This window comes from Streptomyces sp. NRRL S-455 (assembly GCF_000717875.1).
GTDB lineage: Bacteria > Actinomycetota > Actinomycetes > Streptomycetales > Streptomycetaceae > Streptomyces.
In genome coordinates this window covers 114,443-128,052 of the sequence record NZ_JOCT01000005.1, presented here as the reverse complement: position 1 = coordinate 128,052, position 13,610 = coordinate 114,443, and the positions used below count along the sequence as shown (strand labels likewise).

The 13,610-nt window shown below is 71.0% G+C and carries 14 protein-coding genes; 10 read left to right on the top strand and 4 right to left on the bottom strand.

What is annotated here, in order from left to right:
* The first annotated feature begins 1 nt into the window (after nucleotide 1).
* Nucleotides 2–934, top strand: coding sequence for a hypothetical protein (locus IE97_RS0110080; protein ID WP_037836537.1), 933 nt, complete (start codon nucleotides 2–4; stop codon nucleotides 932–934).
* Between the two features lie 17 nt (nucleotides 935–951).
* Here IE97_RS0110080 and IE97_RS0110075 read toward each other — a convergent pair whose 3' ends face one another.
* Nucleotides 952–1,410: a DUF3093 domain-containing protein gene (locus IE97_RS0110075; protein WP_030235158.1), complete on the bottom strand. Its 459-nt coding sequence runs from the start codon at nucleotides 1,408–1,410 to the stop codon at nucleotides 952–954.
* A 58-nt stretch (nucleotides 1,411–1,468) separates the two neighbouring features.
* Between IE97_RS0110075 and IE97_RS0110070 the strand changes: the two genes are divergently transcribed.
* From IE97_RS0110070 to IE97_RS0110040, 7 genes are all read left to right on the top strand, one after another.
* Entirely contained in the window at nucleotides 1,469–2,053 is a 585-nt protein-coding gene (locus IE97_RS0110070; RefSeq protein WP_030235155.1) for a PaaI family thioesterase, read from the top strand.
* Between the two features lie 323 nt (nucleotides 2,054–2,376).
* Nucleotides 2,377–2,946: a dUTP diphosphatase gene (dut, locus tag IE97_RS0110065; RefSeq protein ID WP_030235152.1), complete on the top strand. Its 570-nt coding sequence runs from the start codon at nucleotides 2,377–2,379 to the stop codon at nucleotides 2,944–2,946.
* Nucleotide 2,947: 1 nt separating this feature from the next.
* Nucleotides 2,948–3,700 carry a DUF3710 domain-containing protein gene (locus tag IE97_RS0110060; RefSeq protein WP_030235150.1) on the top strand — a complete coding sequence of 251 codons (753 nt, stop codon included), beginning with the start codon at nucleotides 2,948–2,950 and terminating at the stop codon, nucleotides 3,698–3,700.
* A gap of 175 nt (nucleotides 3,701–3,875) precedes the next feature.
* Nucleotides 3,876–6,419 (top strand): sensor histidine kinase, encoded by a 2,544-nt coding sequence (locus IE97_RS0110055; RefSeq protein ID WP_030235146.1) that lies wholly within the window; start codon nucleotides 3,876–3,878, stop codon nucleotides 6,417–6,419.
* Nucleotides 6,416–7,099 (top strand): response regulator, encoded by a 684-nt coding sequence (locus IE97_RS0110050; RefSeq protein ID WP_030235143.1) that lies wholly within the window; start codon nucleotides 6,416–6,418, stop codon nucleotides 7,097–7,099. The genes IE97_RS0110055 and IE97_RS0110050 overlap by 4 nt, the downstream gene beginning before the upstream one ends.
* A 136-nt stretch (nucleotides 7,100–7,235) precedes the next feature.
* Nucleotides 7,236–7,634: an OB-fold nucleic acid binding domain-containing protein gene (locus tag IE97_RS0110045; protein ID WP_078603166.1), complete on the top strand. Its 399-nt coding sequence runs from the start codon at nucleotides 7,236–7,238 to the stop codon at nucleotides 7,632–7,634.
* A gap of 3 nt (nucleotides 7,635–7,637) precedes the next feature.
* On the top strand, nucleotides 7,638–8,366 hold the full coding sequence (locus IE97_RS0110040) for a DUF3159 domain-containing protein (protein ID WP_030235137.1): 729 nt from the start codon (nucleotides 7,638–7,640) through the stop codon (nucleotides 8,364–8,366).
* 96 nt (nucleotides 8,367–8,462) lie between these two features.
* Here the strand turns inward: IE97_RS0110040 and IE97_RS0110035 are convergent, their stop codons facing one another.
* On the bottom strand, nucleotides 8,463–9,140 hold the full coding sequence (locus tag IE97_RS0110035) for a potassium channel family protein (RefSeq protein WP_030235133.1): 678 nt from the start codon (nucleotides 9,138–9,140) through the stop codon (nucleotides 8,463–8,465).
* The gene (locus tag IE97_RS0110030; RefSeq protein ID WP_030235130.1) at nucleotides 9,140–9,811 is read right to left on the bottom strand and encodes a potassium channel family protein; all 672 of its coding nucleotides are present in this window, start codon (nucleotides 9,809–9,811) and stop codon (nucleotides 9,140–9,142) included. The genes IE97_RS0110035 and IE97_RS0110030 overlap by 1 nt, the downstream gene beginning before the upstream one ends.
* A 295-nt stretch (nucleotides 9,812–10,106) precedes the next feature.
* Between IE97_RS0110030 and IE97_RS0110025 the strand changes: the two genes are divergently transcribed.
* Complete coding sequence (locus IE97_RS0110025; RefSeq protein ID WP_030235126.1) at nucleotides 10,107–11,051, top strand: PfkB family carbohydrate kinase; 945 nt, start codon at nucleotides 10,107–10,109, stop codon at nucleotides 11,049–11,051.
* A gap of 64 nt (nucleotides 11,052–11,115) precedes the next feature.
* Here IE97_RS0110025 and IE97_RS0110020 read toward each other — a convergent pair whose 3' ends face one another.
* The gene (locus IE97_RS0110020; RefSeq protein WP_030235123.1) at nucleotides 11,116–11,298 is read right to left on the bottom strand and encodes a hypothetical protein; all 183 of its coding nucleotides are present in this window, start codon (nucleotides 11,296–11,298) and stop codon (nucleotides 11,116–11,118) included.
* Between the two features lie 179 nt (nucleotides 11,299–11,477).
* Here IE97_RS0110020 and IE97_RS0110015 point away from each other — a divergent pair, with 179 nt between their 5' ends.
* Nucleotides 11,478–13,529, top strand: coding sequence for an APC family permease (locus tag IE97_RS0110015; protein WP_030235119.1), 2,052 nt, complete (start codon nucleotides 11,478–11,480; stop codon nucleotides 13,527–13,529).
* Nucleotides 13,530–13,610 lie beyond the last annotated feature (81 nt).

Here is a 13,610-nt window from a genome sequence, read left to right as displayed (position 1 = left end):
CGTGACTGGCTCGACCCCTCCCTGGAAGCGCCCCTTCTCCAGGCGGAAGGCGGACGAAGGGCCGATCGACGGCCCGCGGTACGGCGTGCGCGACGACGAGCGAGGCCCAACCGGTACGGGGGCGGCCTCGCTCGAACCTGCAGCGGACCGGGGTGACCACCCGGCCTCCGTGGACCTCCCCGCACCTGTCACCCGGCGGGCGGCGGGGACGTTCCGGGAACGGGCCAGGGACGGCGCCCGCAAGGGATCGGTGCGGGCCCGCGCCGCACTCGCGCACCTCGCCGACCGGATCATCGAACTGGCCCCGCGGGTCCCCGTGAGGGACCTGGCGACCCTCCGCAGGCAGTTCCCGGGACTGGGGCCCGAAGAGCTCGCGGACAAGCTCGTCGCGGGCGCGGCGACGGCGACGGCGACGGTCGGAGCCGGTGTCGGCGCGGCGGCGATGCTCCCCGTACCGCCCGCGATGCCGACGGAACTCGCCGCCGAGATCACCGCAGTCGCCGCGATCGAGCTGAAGCTGATCGCCGAACTCCACGAGGTCTACGGCGCACGACCGCCCGGCAACCTCAAGCAGCGCAGCACCGCGTACCTCGACTCGTGGTCGGGCGAGCGCGGCATCGACGCGACCAAGCCGTCGACCGTGACCACCGCGCTGAACAGCCGTATGAAGCGCGAGCTGCGGCAGCGGATCACGAAGCGGATGATCCGCAACATGCCGAACCTGATCCCCTTCCTGGTGGGGGCCGCCGTCGGGGCGGCCATGAACCGCAGTGAGACCAGAAAGCTCGCCGCCCGGATCCGCGAGGACCTGCGCAAGATCCAGGTCCCCTGGGACGCCCTCGAGGCGCTTCCCGCCCTGGAACGCCCTGCCCACGCCCTGGAGATGGGCGAGATCACCCACGACCCCCTCGGGCGCCGCGAGGACGACGGGTGAAATCCCGCGCAGATGTGCTACGCGGCTTTCGCCGCCCTTAGCGCCTCCGCCAGGCGCTCCGGCTCGCGCGTGGAGAGGTACAGGTACGGAGTCGGGTCTTCCGGGTCCGTGACCTCCACGCGCAGGGCTGTGGGAATGTAGGCGCGCAGCAGCAGGAAGGCGCGCGGGTCGGCCTTGTGGGTGCGCCAGGCGCGGGTCTCCTCCGCGTCCAGCACCTCCGCCTCGCCCAGCGCCGCCACCGGGATCTTCGCCTCGCCCGCGATCAGGGAGTCGCCCACCACGCGGATGCGGATCGAGCCGTACGAACTCGCGGCGACGGCCGCGACCGCGGTGCCCCCGGCCAGGCCGCCGAGCATCGGCAGCGTGCCGAAGGGGAGCAGGACCAGGGCCATGGAGACCCCGACGAGGAACGACATCAGCCACCAGGACCGGGGAGCGGTGAGGCGTTCGTCGTACGGGGCTGCGGAGAGCTGCATGGAGCCAAGCTTGGCACGGTGTCCGCGGCGGCCCGACGCGCGGGTAAGGTCTGCGGCTGTGAGTGGTACTTCCCCAGCTCTTCGACCTCCGGCCGACGCCGTGCCACCGGCGCGTCACCCGGACGCTCCGGCGCCCGGTGAGCTCCTCGGCGCGCACTACGGCCAGTGTTTCGGCTGTGGCGGCGACCAGCCGCACGGGCTGCGTCTGGAGGCAAGGGCCGGCGAGGGAGTGTCGCTCACCGCCGAGTTCACCGTGCGGCCCGCCCACCAGGGCGCCCCCGGCCTCGCACACGGTGGCGTGCTCGCCAGCGCCCTGGACGAGACCCTCGGCTCGCTGAACTGGCTGCTGCGCACGATCGCCGTGACCGGGCGGCTCGAGACCGACTTCATACGGCCCGTGCCCGTCGGCACCACGCTGTACCTGGAGGCCGAGGTGACGGCGGTGGCCGGGCGGAAGATCTTCTCGACCGCCACCGGACGGGTAGGCGGTCCGGACGGGCCGGTCGCCGTCCGCGCCGACGCGCTGTTCGTCGAGGTGAAGGTCGACCACTTCGTCGACCACGGCCGCCCCGAGGAGATCCAGGCCGCCATGAACGACCCGGACCAGGTCCGGCGCGCCCGTGCGTTCGAGGTGAACCCGTGAGCGAGGAAGGCCTCTTGGGTCCGGGCGGCCTCACGAGCCCGGGGAACCCTGTGAGCCACGGTGACCTCGTGAGCCCCGGGAGCCTTCCGGGCCACGGTGACCTCGTGTGCCCCGGGAGCCTTCCGAGCCACAGTGACCTGGTGAGCCCCGGGAACCCCCAGAGCCGCAAAGGCCTCTTGAGTCCGGGGAGCCCGTCCAGCCCGTGCAGTCCCTCCAGCCCGGAGGGCGCCTCGAGCGGCGGTGCCCCCTCAAGCCGTCCGGAAGACGCTCCGCCTCCCATTCCGACCACGAGCCCCGCCAGCCCCATGAGCCTGGAAGACCCCATGACTCCCACCAGCCCCGAGAGTCGTCACCCCGTGGACGTGCTGATCCGGCGCGTCGACCCGGAGGTGCCGCTTCCGTCGTACGCGCACCCCGGTGACGCGGGAGCCGATCTGCGCACCACGGAGGCGTGTCAACTGGCCCCGGGGGAGCGGGCCGTACTGCCCACGGGAGTGTCTGTGGCTCTGCCGGAGGGGTACGCGGCCTTCGTGCACCCGCGATCCGGCCTCGCCGCCCGCTGCGGCGTCGCCCTGGTGAATGCCCCGGGGACGGTTGATGCCGGGTACCGTGGGGAGATCAAGGTGATCGTGGTGAATCTCGACCCGCGCGAGACCGTGCGGTTCGAGCGCTTCGACCGGATTGCCCAACTGGTTGTCCAGCAGGTCGAGAGGGTCCGCTTCCAGGAGGTGGCGGAGCTTCCCGACTCCGCGCGGGCCGAGGGGGGCTTCGGATCCACCGGAGGCCACGCCGCGGTGGACGGGATAAGCGGCACAAGCGGTCAGGCCGCCTTCGGCGGTCAGACGGGTGGGAATCGATACGCTTCGGTCGTATCCGACCGGGAAGGACAGTGACGTGTTCGGACGTCGCAAGAAGAGGGATGCCGCCGAGGACGCGGCCGGCGAGGCCGAGCAGGTCGTCGACGGTGTCGACACTGAGGCGGACGGTGAGGGCGAGCGCCTGAGGCTCGAGCCGGCGCCGCGGCCCGATGGGCCCTGGGACAGCTCCGAGGTGCGCGACCCGGCCGAGGGCCGGGTCGACCTGGGCGGCCTGTTCGTGCCGGGCGTCGACGGCATGGAGCTGCGGGTCGAGGTCGCGGGTGACGCGATCGTGGCGGCGACGGTCGTGCTGGGGGACAGCGCCATCCAGCTCCAGGGCTTCGCCGCGCCCAAGCGTGAGGGCATCTGGGGTGAGGTGCGCGAGGAGATCGGCACGGGCATCACCCAGCAGGGCGGCATCGTCGACGAGGTCGAGGGACCGCTGGGCTGGGAGCTGCGGGCCCAGGTGCCGGTGCAGCTGCCGGACGGCACCAGCGGCTTCCAGGTCGTGCGGTTCGTCGGTGTGGACGGCCCCCGCTGGTTCCTGCGCGGGGTCATCTCGGGCCAGGGCGCGGTGCAGCCGCAGGCCGCCGGGGTACTCGAGCAGATCTTCCGGGACACGGTCGTGGTCCGTGGCGAGGGGCCCATGGCGCCCAGGGACCCGATCGTCCTGAAACTGCCGAACGACGCACAGATGGTCCCCGAGGGTGTCCAGCAGGAGGAGGGCTCCCGCTTCGCCGGCGGAATGGGCCAGCTCCAGCGCGGACCGGAGATCACCGAGGTCCGCTGAGCATCGTCAGCACATCAGGGCCGCATCCCGAGGGGTGCGGCCCTTTGTCGCGTACCCATGCGCGCGTCAGAGTTCCGTCAAGACGGCCCCTGAGCCGCGCCGGGCACCTATGTGTCGTGATTGTTGGCCGTAAGGTCGACGCTGCGCCATCAGCGGACCGGAAGACAATGAGGCCATGGGACGCGGCAAGCTTCGGATCTACCTCGGTGCGGCACCGGGCGTCGGAAAGACGTACGCGATGCTCTCCGAGGCGCACCGCCGCGTCGAGCGGGGCACGGACTGTGTGGTGGCCTTCGTCGAGCACCACGACCGGCAGCGCACCGAGGTGATGCTGCACGGTCTGGAGCAGGTGCCGCGCAGGCGGCTGGAGTACCGCGGCGGTGTCTTCCCCGAGATGGACCTGGACGCCGTCCTCGCCCGCCGCCCACAGGTCGCCCTGGTCGACGAACTCGCCCACACGAACGTCCCCGGTTCACGCAACGCCAAGCGCTGGCAGGACGTGGAGGAACTGCTCGCCGCCGGCATCGACGTGATCTCCACCGTCAACATCCAGCACCTGGAGTCGCTCGGCGACGTCGTCGAGTCGATCACCGGGGTGCGGCAGCAGGAGACCCTGCCGGACGAGGTGGTGCGGCGGGCCGACCAGGTCGAGCTGGTCGACATGTCGCCCGAAGCCCTGCGGCGGCGGATGGCCCACGGCAACATCTACCGGCCCGACAAGGTCGACGCCGCCCTGTCGAACTACTTCCGGCCCGGCAACCTGACCGCACTGCGCGAGCTGGCGCTGCTGTGGGTGGCCGACCGGGTCGACGCCTACCTCACCCAGTACCGCAGCGAGCACCGGGTCTCGAAGATCTGGGGCTCCCGCGAGCGGATCGTGGTCGGGCTGACCGGCGGCCCGGAGGGCCGGACGCTGATCCGCCGGGGCGCTCGGCTGGCCGAGAAGGGCGCCGGCGGCGAGGTGCTGGCCGTCTACATAGCCCGCAGCGACGGACTGACCTCGGCCTCGCCCAAGGAACTCGCCCAGCAACGGACCCTGGTGGAAGACCTCGGCGGCACCTTCCACCACGTCGTCGGCGACGACATACCGGCCGCCCTGCTCGCCTTCGCCCGCGGAGTGAACGCCACCCAGATCGTGCTGGGCTCCTCACGCCGCAAGACCTGGCAGTACGTCTTCGGACCCGGCGTCGGAGCGACCGTCGCCCGGGAGTCCGGCCCCGACCTCGACGTGCACATCGTCACCCACGAGGAGGTCGCCAAGGGCCGCGGTCTGCCGGTGGCCCGGGGCGCGCGCCTCGGGCGGTCCCGGCGGGTGTGGGGCTGGGTCGTGGGTGTGGCGGGGCCCCCGGTCCTGACGGCGCTGCTCAGCACGGTCGACCTCGGCCTCGCCAACGACATGCTGCTCTTCCTGGCGCTGACGGTGGCCGCGGCCCTGCTCGGCGGGCTGTTCCCGGCGCTGGCCTCGGCGGCGGTGGGCTCGCTGCTGCTGAACTACTTCTACACACCGCCCCTGCACCGGTGGACCATCGCCGACCCGAAGAACATCGTCGCCATCGTGATCTTCGTGGCCGTCGGCGTGGCCGTGGCCTCCGTCGTCGACCTCGCCGCCCGACGCACCCACCAGGCGGCCCGGCTGCGGGCGGAGTCCGAGATCCTTTCCTTCCTGGCGGGCAACGTGCTGCGCGGCGAGACCGGCCTGGAGGACCTGCTGGAACGGGTCCGGGAGACGTTCGGCATGGAGTCGGCGGCCCTGCTGGAGCGGGCGAGCGACGTCGAGCCGTGGACCTGCGCGGGCCGCGCCGGCCAGGGAGGCCCCGTCGAGCGGCCCGACCAGGCGGACGTGGACGTGCCGGTCGGCGACCACATGGCGCTCGCGCTGACGGGCCGCGTCCTGCCCGCCGAGGACCGCCGGGTGCTGGCCGCCTTCGCCGCCCAGGCCGCCGTCGTCCTGGACCGCCGCCGGCTCCAGGAGGAGGCCGACCGGGCCAGGGCGCTCGAAGAGGGCAACCGCATCCGCACGGCGCTGCTGGCCGCCGTCAGTCACGATCTGCGCACCCCGCTCGCCGGCATCAAGGCGGCGGTGTCCTCCCTGCGCGCCGAGGACGTCGAGTGGTCCGAGGAGGACCGGGCGGAGTTGCTGGCGGGCATCGAGGAGGGCGCCGACCGCCTCGACCACCTCGTCGGGAACCTGCTCGACATGTCCCGGCTCCAGACCGGCACCGTCACCCCGCTGATCCGGGAGATCGACCTCGACGAGGTCGTGCCGATGGCGCTGGGCGGCGTACCCGAGGACAGCGTCGACCTGGACGTCCCGGAGACCCTGCCCATGGTCGGTGTGGACCCGGGACTGCTCGAGCGGGCGATGGCCAACCTGATCGAGAACGCCGTCAAGTACAGTCCCTCCGGCGCGCCCGTGCTGGTGTCCGCCAGCGCGCTCGCCGACCGGGTCGAGGTACGGGTGGTCGACCGGGGGCCGGGCGTTCCCGACGAGGCCAAGGACCGCATATTCGAGCCGTTCCAGCGCTACGGCGACGCCCCGCGCGGCGCCGGGGTGGGCCTGGGCCTCGCCGTGGCGCGCGGCTTCGCCGAAGCCATGGAGGGCACCCTGGACGCCGAGGACACACCCGGTGGCGGGCTCACCATGGTCCTCACCCTCCGCGCTGCGGGAACGCACCCGGAGCCCCTCCAGCCGGCGGAAACAGAGAGGCAGGCCTCATGACCCGGGTGCTGGTGGTCGACGACGAGCCGCAGATCGTGCGCGCCCTCGTGATCAACCTCAAGGCACGCAAGTACGAGGTCGACGCCGCTCACGACGGCGCCACCGCCCTCCAGCTCGCCGCCGCGCGCCACCCCGACGTGGTCGTCCTCGACCTCGGACTGCCCGACATGGAGGGCGTCGAGGTGATCCGGGGCCTGCGCGGCTGGACCCGGGTGCCCATCCTGGTGCTGTCCGCCCGGCACGCCTCCGACGAGAAGGTCGAGGCGCTGGACGCGGGCGCCGACGACTACGTCACCAAGCCGTTCGGCATGGACGAGCTGCTGGCCCGGCTGCGGGCCGCCGTGCGCCGGGCCGAGCCGGCCGGAGGAGACGAGGACGACGTGATCGTGGAGACCGACGAGTTCACCGTCGACCTGGCCGCGAAGAAGGTCAACCGGGCCGGGAAGGACGTACGGCTGACCCCCACGGAGTGGCACCTGCTGGAGGTCCTGGTACGCAACGGGGGCCGCCTGGTCGGACAGAAGCAGCTGCTCCAGGAGGTGTGGGGGCCGTCGTACGGGACGGAGACCAACTATCTGCGCGTGTACATGGCACAGCTGCGGCGGAAGCTGGAGGCGGACCCCTCGCATCCGAAGCACTTCATCACGGAGCCGGGCATGGGGTATCGCTTCGAGAGGTGAGCCGTGCGGCCGGGGGCCCGGGGGCGGTCCACGGGCGGATGCAGCACACGGAGACGCGGATGGGGTGCCGGTTCGAGAAATGGGGTCCTCGCCACAGGGCTTCGAGACTGTCAGGACGCCCCGGTACGCTCTAGTCATGAGTGCTGTTCCTCGTTCGCAGAAGCCGGGGAGCCGGTTCCGGCGCATGCTCGACCGGCTTTCCTCGTCGCAGGAGGACCTGGAGTCCGAGGAACTGCGAGAGGACTCCGAGACCACCGGCTGTATCCGGATCGGAGACTGTCAGGACCGCCAGATAGTGACGGTTACTGGTACCTTGCGCACGGTCACCCTGCGACCGCGCGCCGGAGTCCCGGCCCTGGAGGCCGAGCTGTTCGACGGCTCCGCCGCGCTGGACGTGGTGTGGCTCGGCAGGCGCTCCATCGTGGGCATAGAGCCGGGGCGCAAACTGATCGCATCCGGCCGCGTCTCGATGAGCAGGGGCCGCCGGGTGTTGTTCAATCCCAAGTACGAACTGAGACCCCTCGGACGGGAGTAGCCGGTGACGTCGCTCGACAAGCCGACCGAAGAGACATCTGCGGACGACGCCCGGGCGGTGACCGAGGCGGCCCTGTTCGAGGCGTTCGGCGGCCTGCGGGGCATGATCGAGACGGTGCTGCCCGGCCTGCTCTTCGTCACCATCTACACGATCAACAAGGACCTGCACCTGTCGGCGATCGCGGCGCTGGCCGTGTCGCTGGTGCTGGTCGTGGTCCGGCTGGTGATGAAGGACACCGTCAAGCACGCCTTCAGCGGTGTCTTCGGCGTGGCCTTCGGCGTCGTCTTCGCGATGATGACCGGCAACGCCAAGGACTTCTACCTGCCCGGCATGCTCTACACGCTGGGTCTCGGGCTGGCGTACATCATCACGACCCTGTGCGGTGTTCCGCTGATCGGGCTGATCCTCGGCCCGGTCTTCAAGGAGAACCTCTCCTGGCGGACGCGGAACCCGGGCCGCAAGAAGGCGTACGCCAAGGCCAGCTACGCCTGGGGCGCGATCCTGCTCGCCAAGTGCGCGATCCTCTTCCCGCTCTACTGGTGGGCCGACACCACGCAGCTGGGCTGGGTCCTGGTCGCTCTGAAGATCCCGCCGTTCCTGCTCGCCGTGTACCTGACCTGGGTGTTCCTGGCGAAGGCGCCCGCGCCGATCGACGTGTTCGCGGAGATGGAGGCGGAGGAGAAGGCGGCGGAGGAGAGGGAGCGGGAGGCTGCCGCCCGGCCGGGCGAGTAGTGCCCGGCATGTGCGCCGGACTCGATAAGTGAAGCAAGAGACAGGGGCGTCCTGAGAACCCAGGACGCCCCTTCCGTGTGCCCCGCAGGGCCCCGCTCAGCTGCCCGCGCCGTCCCGCCGTACGGACAGCAGGTCCTCCAGCTGCTCCTCACGCGCCTGCGCGGCCACGAAGAGGAGTTCGTCGCCCGCCTCCAGGGAGTCCTCCCGGGAGGGGGTCAGGACGCGGGTGCCGCGGATGATCGTGACCAGCGACGTGTCCTCGGGCCACTCGACGGCCCCGACCCGCGTGCCGGCCAGGGCCGACTCCTCCGGCAGGGTCAGCTCGACCAGGTTGGCGTCGCCGTGGCTGAAGCGGAGCAGACGGACCAGATCGCCCACGCTCACCGCCTCCTCGACCAGGGCCGACATCAGTCGCGGCGTGGAGACGGCGACGTCCACGCCCCAGGACTCGTTGAACAGCCACTCGTTCTTCGGGTTGTTCACCCGGGCGACCACCCGCGGAACGCCGTACTCCGTCTTGGCCAGGAGCGAGACGACGAGGTTCACCTTGTCGTCACCGGTCGCGGCGATGACGACGTTGCAGCGCTGGAGCGCCGCCTCGTCCAGGGACGTGATCTCGCAGGCGTCGGCGAGCAGCCACTCGGCCTGCGGGACGCGTTCGACCGAGATGGCGGTCGGCGCCTTGTCGATCAGCAGGACCTCGTGGCCGTTCTCCAGCAGTTCGGCCGCGATCGAGCGGCCGACCGCGCCGGCTCCGGCAATGGCGACCCTCATCAGTGACCGCCCTCCTCTTCGGGACCCTTGGCGAACGCCGCCTCGACCGTGTCGACCTCGTCGGTACGCATCATCACGTGCACCAGGTCGCCCTCCTGCAAGACCGTCTGCGAGGTGGGCAGGACCGCCTCGCCGAGCCGGGTCAGGAACGCCACGCGCACGCCGGTCTCCTCCTGGAGCCGGCTGATCTTGTGGCCGACCCAGGCGGTGGAGGTGTGCACCTCGGCGAGCTGGACGCCGCCGGTGGGATCGCGCCACAGCGGCTCGGCTCCGGAGGGGAGCAGACGGCGCAGCATCTGGTCGGCCGTCCAGCGGACGGTCGCGACGGTGGGGATGCCCAGGCGCTGGTAGACCTCGGCGCGCCGGGGGTCGTAGATGCGGGCGGCGACGTTCTCGATACCGAACATCTCGCGGGCGACGCGCGCCGCGATGATGTTGGAGTTGTCGCCGCTGGAGACGGCCGCGAAGGCGCCGGCCTCCTCGATGCCCGCCTCGCGCAGGGTGTCCTGGTCGAAGCCGACCCCGGTCACCCGGCGGCCGCCGAAGGACGACCCCAGGCGGCGGAAGGCGGTGGGGTCCTGGTCGACCACGGCGACCGTGTGGCCCTGTTGCTCCAGGTTCTGGGCCAGGGCGGATCCCACCCGTCCGCAGCCCATGATGACAATATGCATCGCGTCACACCGCGCTTCCTGCAGGCCCTCTGACCTTCATGACTGTCGTGCTCATGTCTCTCTTTCGGCTCGCCAGGCACCACGTCGCGGCCTGAGTGCGCACCGCCATGCAACATCATGCCGGTGGGATCACGCCATGACGTCCCTCGGGTCCGGTGCTCCCGCGTTCGGCCGCCCGAGTCCAACGTATCGGCAAAGTCCAGGGGATTGCCCAGGGCCCTGCCAGGGCGGGGTGTGGCCGTGCCGGCCCCTGGGCAGGGCTTGTGCCGGGGTATCGACGGGGGAGGAATACGCCATGAGCACCGAGATCGACGTTCTCGTCCTGGGCGGCGCGGGTGTGGACACGATCGTGCACGTGCCCGAACTGCCCGTGCCACTCGCTGACAGCCACATGATCCGGCCGGGGATCGTGACGCGGGCCGGCCAGAGCGGCGACTTCTTCGCCCTCGGGACGAACGCGCTGGGGCTGCGCACACACCACCTCGACATGCTGGGCGACGACCCCGAGGGCGACCTGGTCCGCACCCTGCACCGCGACCACGGCGTCGCCCTCACCGCCGTCCCCCAGCCGCTCGGTACCAAGCGCGCGGTCAACCTCGTCGGCCCCGACGGCAGACGCGTGTCCCTCTACGACGCCACGCGCGCCGCAGACACGGACCGGCTGCCCGAGGCCACGCTGCGACAGCTCGCGGCCGCCAGCCGGCACGCCCACGTGGTCATCACCCAGCCGTGCGCCCACGCGCTGCCCGCCCTGCGCGAGAGCGGCATCACGATCTCGACCGACCTGCACGACTGGGACGGGGCCAACCCCTACCACGAACCCTTCGCCCACCAGGCCGACCTGGTGTTCCTGTCCAGCGCGGCACTGGCCGACCCGGAGCGCACCATGCGGCGGATCGCCGAGCGGGGCCGGGCCCGGGCGGTCGTCGCCACCGCCGGGGCGGACGGGGCGTACCTGCTGGCCGACGGCGACCTGACCCACGTACCCGCCGCCCCGCCTCCGGCCCCGGTGGTCGACTCCAACGGCGCGGGCGACGCCTTCGCCGCCGCCTTCCTGCACGCCTGGCTGAACGCCGAGCCACCCCACCGGTGCGCCCTGTACGGCACGGTGGCCGGCGCGTACGCCTGCACGGTCCCGTCGACCCGGGCGGCGGCCATAGGGCGGGAGGAACTGCGCGGCCGGGTGGCGGAACTGGAGCGGGCCGGCGTCGGAAACCGGCCGTGCGAGCGAAGCTCGTGATGTTGAGCTCGATGCCCCCTGCGGACTTCAAGGTCGTGGGGAGCCCCCTGAGCAGTTCGTCTTCTCACTGCTGTGGTGCGAGCACGGACGAGAACCGGCGGTGGTGCCTGGTCATGGCCACGTCCTCCTCGTGCTCGCCCGGGGGTGCTTCCCTGCGGCGGCCGATGCTCCGCACACTCGCCAACGTGAGGATTCCGAGGACAACCAGTGCGGCCGCTGCGCCGATCAGCTCTGCGGTCGGGTGCATGGAACCTCCGGAGTGGCGACGGGCGAAGCGGACAGGGCTTAGTCATATAGGCATGTGAAGCGGGTGACCTGCGGAATCCGCATCCGCACCCGCCCCTGAATTCACTCGGAGAGCAGACGGAACACGATGAGGGGTGGCGGGTGGTCGAGCCCGCGATCGAACGCTTACGATCCTCTGTTGTGTCCAAACTGACCGACGTGCCCAAACGGATCCTGATCGGGCGCGCACTGCGCAGCGACAGGCTGGGCGAAACGCTCCTGCCTAAGCGCATCGCACTCCCCGTCTTCGCCTCCGACCCGCTGTCCTCCGTCGCGTACGCGCCCGGCGAGGTCCTGCTGGTCCTGTCGATCGCGGGAGTGACGGCGTACCACTTCAGTCCGTGGATCGCCGTCGCGGTCGTCGTGCTGATGTTCACCGTGGTGGCCTCGTACCGGCAGAACGTGCACGCCTATCCCAGCGGCGGCGGCGACTACGAGGTGGCGAACACCAACCTCGGCCCCAAGGCAGGCCTCACGGTCGCCAGCGCGCTGCTCGTCGACTACGTCCTCACCGTCGCGGTGTCGATCTCCTCCGGCATCGAGAACCTGGGCTCCGCGATCCCGTTCGTGGTCGAGCACAAGGTCCTCTGTGCGATCGCCGTCATCGTGCTGCTGACACTGATGAACCTGCGCGGAGTGAAGGAGTCGGGCTCGCTGTTCGCGATTCCGACCTACATCTTCGTCGCGGGCGTCTTCACCATGATCGCCTGGGGCGCCTTCCGCGGACTGGTCCTGGACGACACCATGCGGGCACCGACCGCGGACTACGTCATCAAGCCCGAGCAGCAGGGGCTGGCCGGCTTCGCCCTAGTCTTCCTCCTCCTGCGTGCCTTCTCCTCCGGCTGCGCCGCCCTCACCGGCGTCGAGGCGATCTCCAACGGCGTCCCGGCCTTCCGCAAGCCCAAGTCGAAGAACGCCGCGACCACCCTCGCGCTGATGGGTCTGCTGGCCGTCACCATGTTCTGCGGCATCATCGGCCTCGCCATGGCGAGTGACGTCCGCATGGCCGAGCACCCGGCCACGGACCTCGTCCACAACGGCGTCCCGCTCGGCCCGGACTACGTCCAGAACCCGGTGATCTCCCAGGTCGCCGAAGCCGTCTTCGGCAAGGGCAGCTTCCTGTTCATCATCCTGGCCGCGGCCACCGCGCTGGTCCTGTTCCTCGCCGCGAACACCGCCTACAACGGCTTCCCGCTGCTCGGCTCGATCCTCGCCCAGGACCGCTACCTGCCGCGCCAGCTGCACACCCGCGGCGACCGCCTGGCCTTCTCCAACGGCATCGTGCTCCTCGCGGGCGCCGCCGCACTGCTGGTGTGGATCTACGGCGCCGACTCCACCCGCCTGATCCAGCTCTACATCGTCGGCGTGTTCGTGTCCTTCACGCTCAGCCAGACCGGCATGGTCAGGCACTGGAACCGCCACCTGGCCACCGAGACGGACCAGGCCAAGCGCCGCCACATGATCCGCTCGCGCGCCATCAACACCTTCGGCGCCTTCTTCACCGGCCTCGTACTCGTCGTCGTCCTCGGCACGAAGTTCACGCACGGCGCCTGGGTCGCCCTGCTCGGCATGGTGATCTTCTACGCGACGATGACGGCCATCCGTAAGCACTACGACCGGGTCGCCGAGGAGATCGCCGCCCCCGAGGGCCCGAGCGACGACAGCGTACGGCCCTCCCGCGTCCACTCCGTCGTCCTGATCTCCAAGATCCACCGCCCGACGCTGCGCGCCCTCGCCTACGCCAAGCTGATGCGCTCGGACACGCTGGAGGCCCTGAGCGTCAACGTCGACCCGGCCGAGACCAAGGCGCTCCAGGAGGAGTGGAACCGGCGCGGCATCGACGTACCGCTGAAGGTCCTGGACTCGCCCTACCGCGAGATCACGCGGCCGATCATCGAGTACGTCAAGAGCCTGCGCAAGGAGTCGCCGCGCGACGCGGTCTCCGTGATCATCCCCGAGTACGTCGTCGGTCACTGGTACGAGCACCTGCTGCACAACCAGAGCGCCCTGCGGCTGAAGGGCCGGCTCCTGTTCACACCGGGGATCATGGTGACCTCGGTGCCGTACCAGCTCCAGTCCTCCGAGGCGGCCAAGCGGCGGGCCCGCAGGCAGCAGGACTGGAACGCGCCCGGCTCGGTGCGGCGAGGGCCGGCGCAGGTCCGGCCGAAGGAGTCCTCCGAGCACAAGTCGTGAGGCGACGGCTCATGTGAACTCGTGTGAAACGGCCGGACGGCAGCCACGTAGACTGGTGGGCTGTTGTCCGGCCGTACTCCG

Excerpts from the sequence above, each read along its gene's own strand:
- IE97_RS0110020 (WP_030235123.1), bottom strand. The coding sequence starts at position 11,298 with ATGCACCCGACCGCAGAGCTGATCGGCGCAGCGGCCGCACTGGTTGTC.
- IE97_RS0110055 (WP_030235146.1), top strand. The coding sequence starts at position 3,876 with ATGGGACGCGGCAAGCTTCGGATCTACCTCGGTGCGGCACCGGGCGTC.
- IE97_RS0110075 (WP_030235158.1), bottom strand. The coding sequence starts at position 1,410 with ATGCAGCTCTCCGCAGCCCCGTACGACGAACGCCTCACCGCTCCCCGG.
- IE97_RS0110045 (WP_078603166.1), top strand. The coding sequence starts at position 7,236 with ATGAGTGCTGTTCCTCGTTCGCAGAAGCCGGGGAGCCGGTTCCGGCGC.
- IE97_RS0110035 (WP_030235133.1), bottom strand. The coding sequence starts at position 9,140 with ATGAGGGTCGCCATTGCCGGAGCCGGCGCGGTCGGCCGCTCGATCGCG.
- IE97_RS0110025 (WP_030235126.1), top strand. The coding sequence starts at position 10,107 with ATGAGCACCGAGATCGACGTTCTCGTCCTGGGCGGCGCGGGTGTGGAC.
- IE97_RS0110050 (WP_030235143.1), top strand. The coding sequence starts at position 6,416 with ATGACCCGGGTGCTGGTGGTCGACGACGAGCCGCAGATCGTGCGCGCC.
- IE97_RS0110030 (WP_030235130.1), bottom strand. The coding sequence starts at position 9,811 with ATGCATATTGTCATCATGGGCTGCGGACGGGTGGGATCCGCCCTGGCC.
- dut (WP_030235152.1), top strand. The coding sequence starts at position 2,377 with ATGACTCCCACCAGCCCCGAGAGTCGTCACCCCGTGGACGTGCTGATC.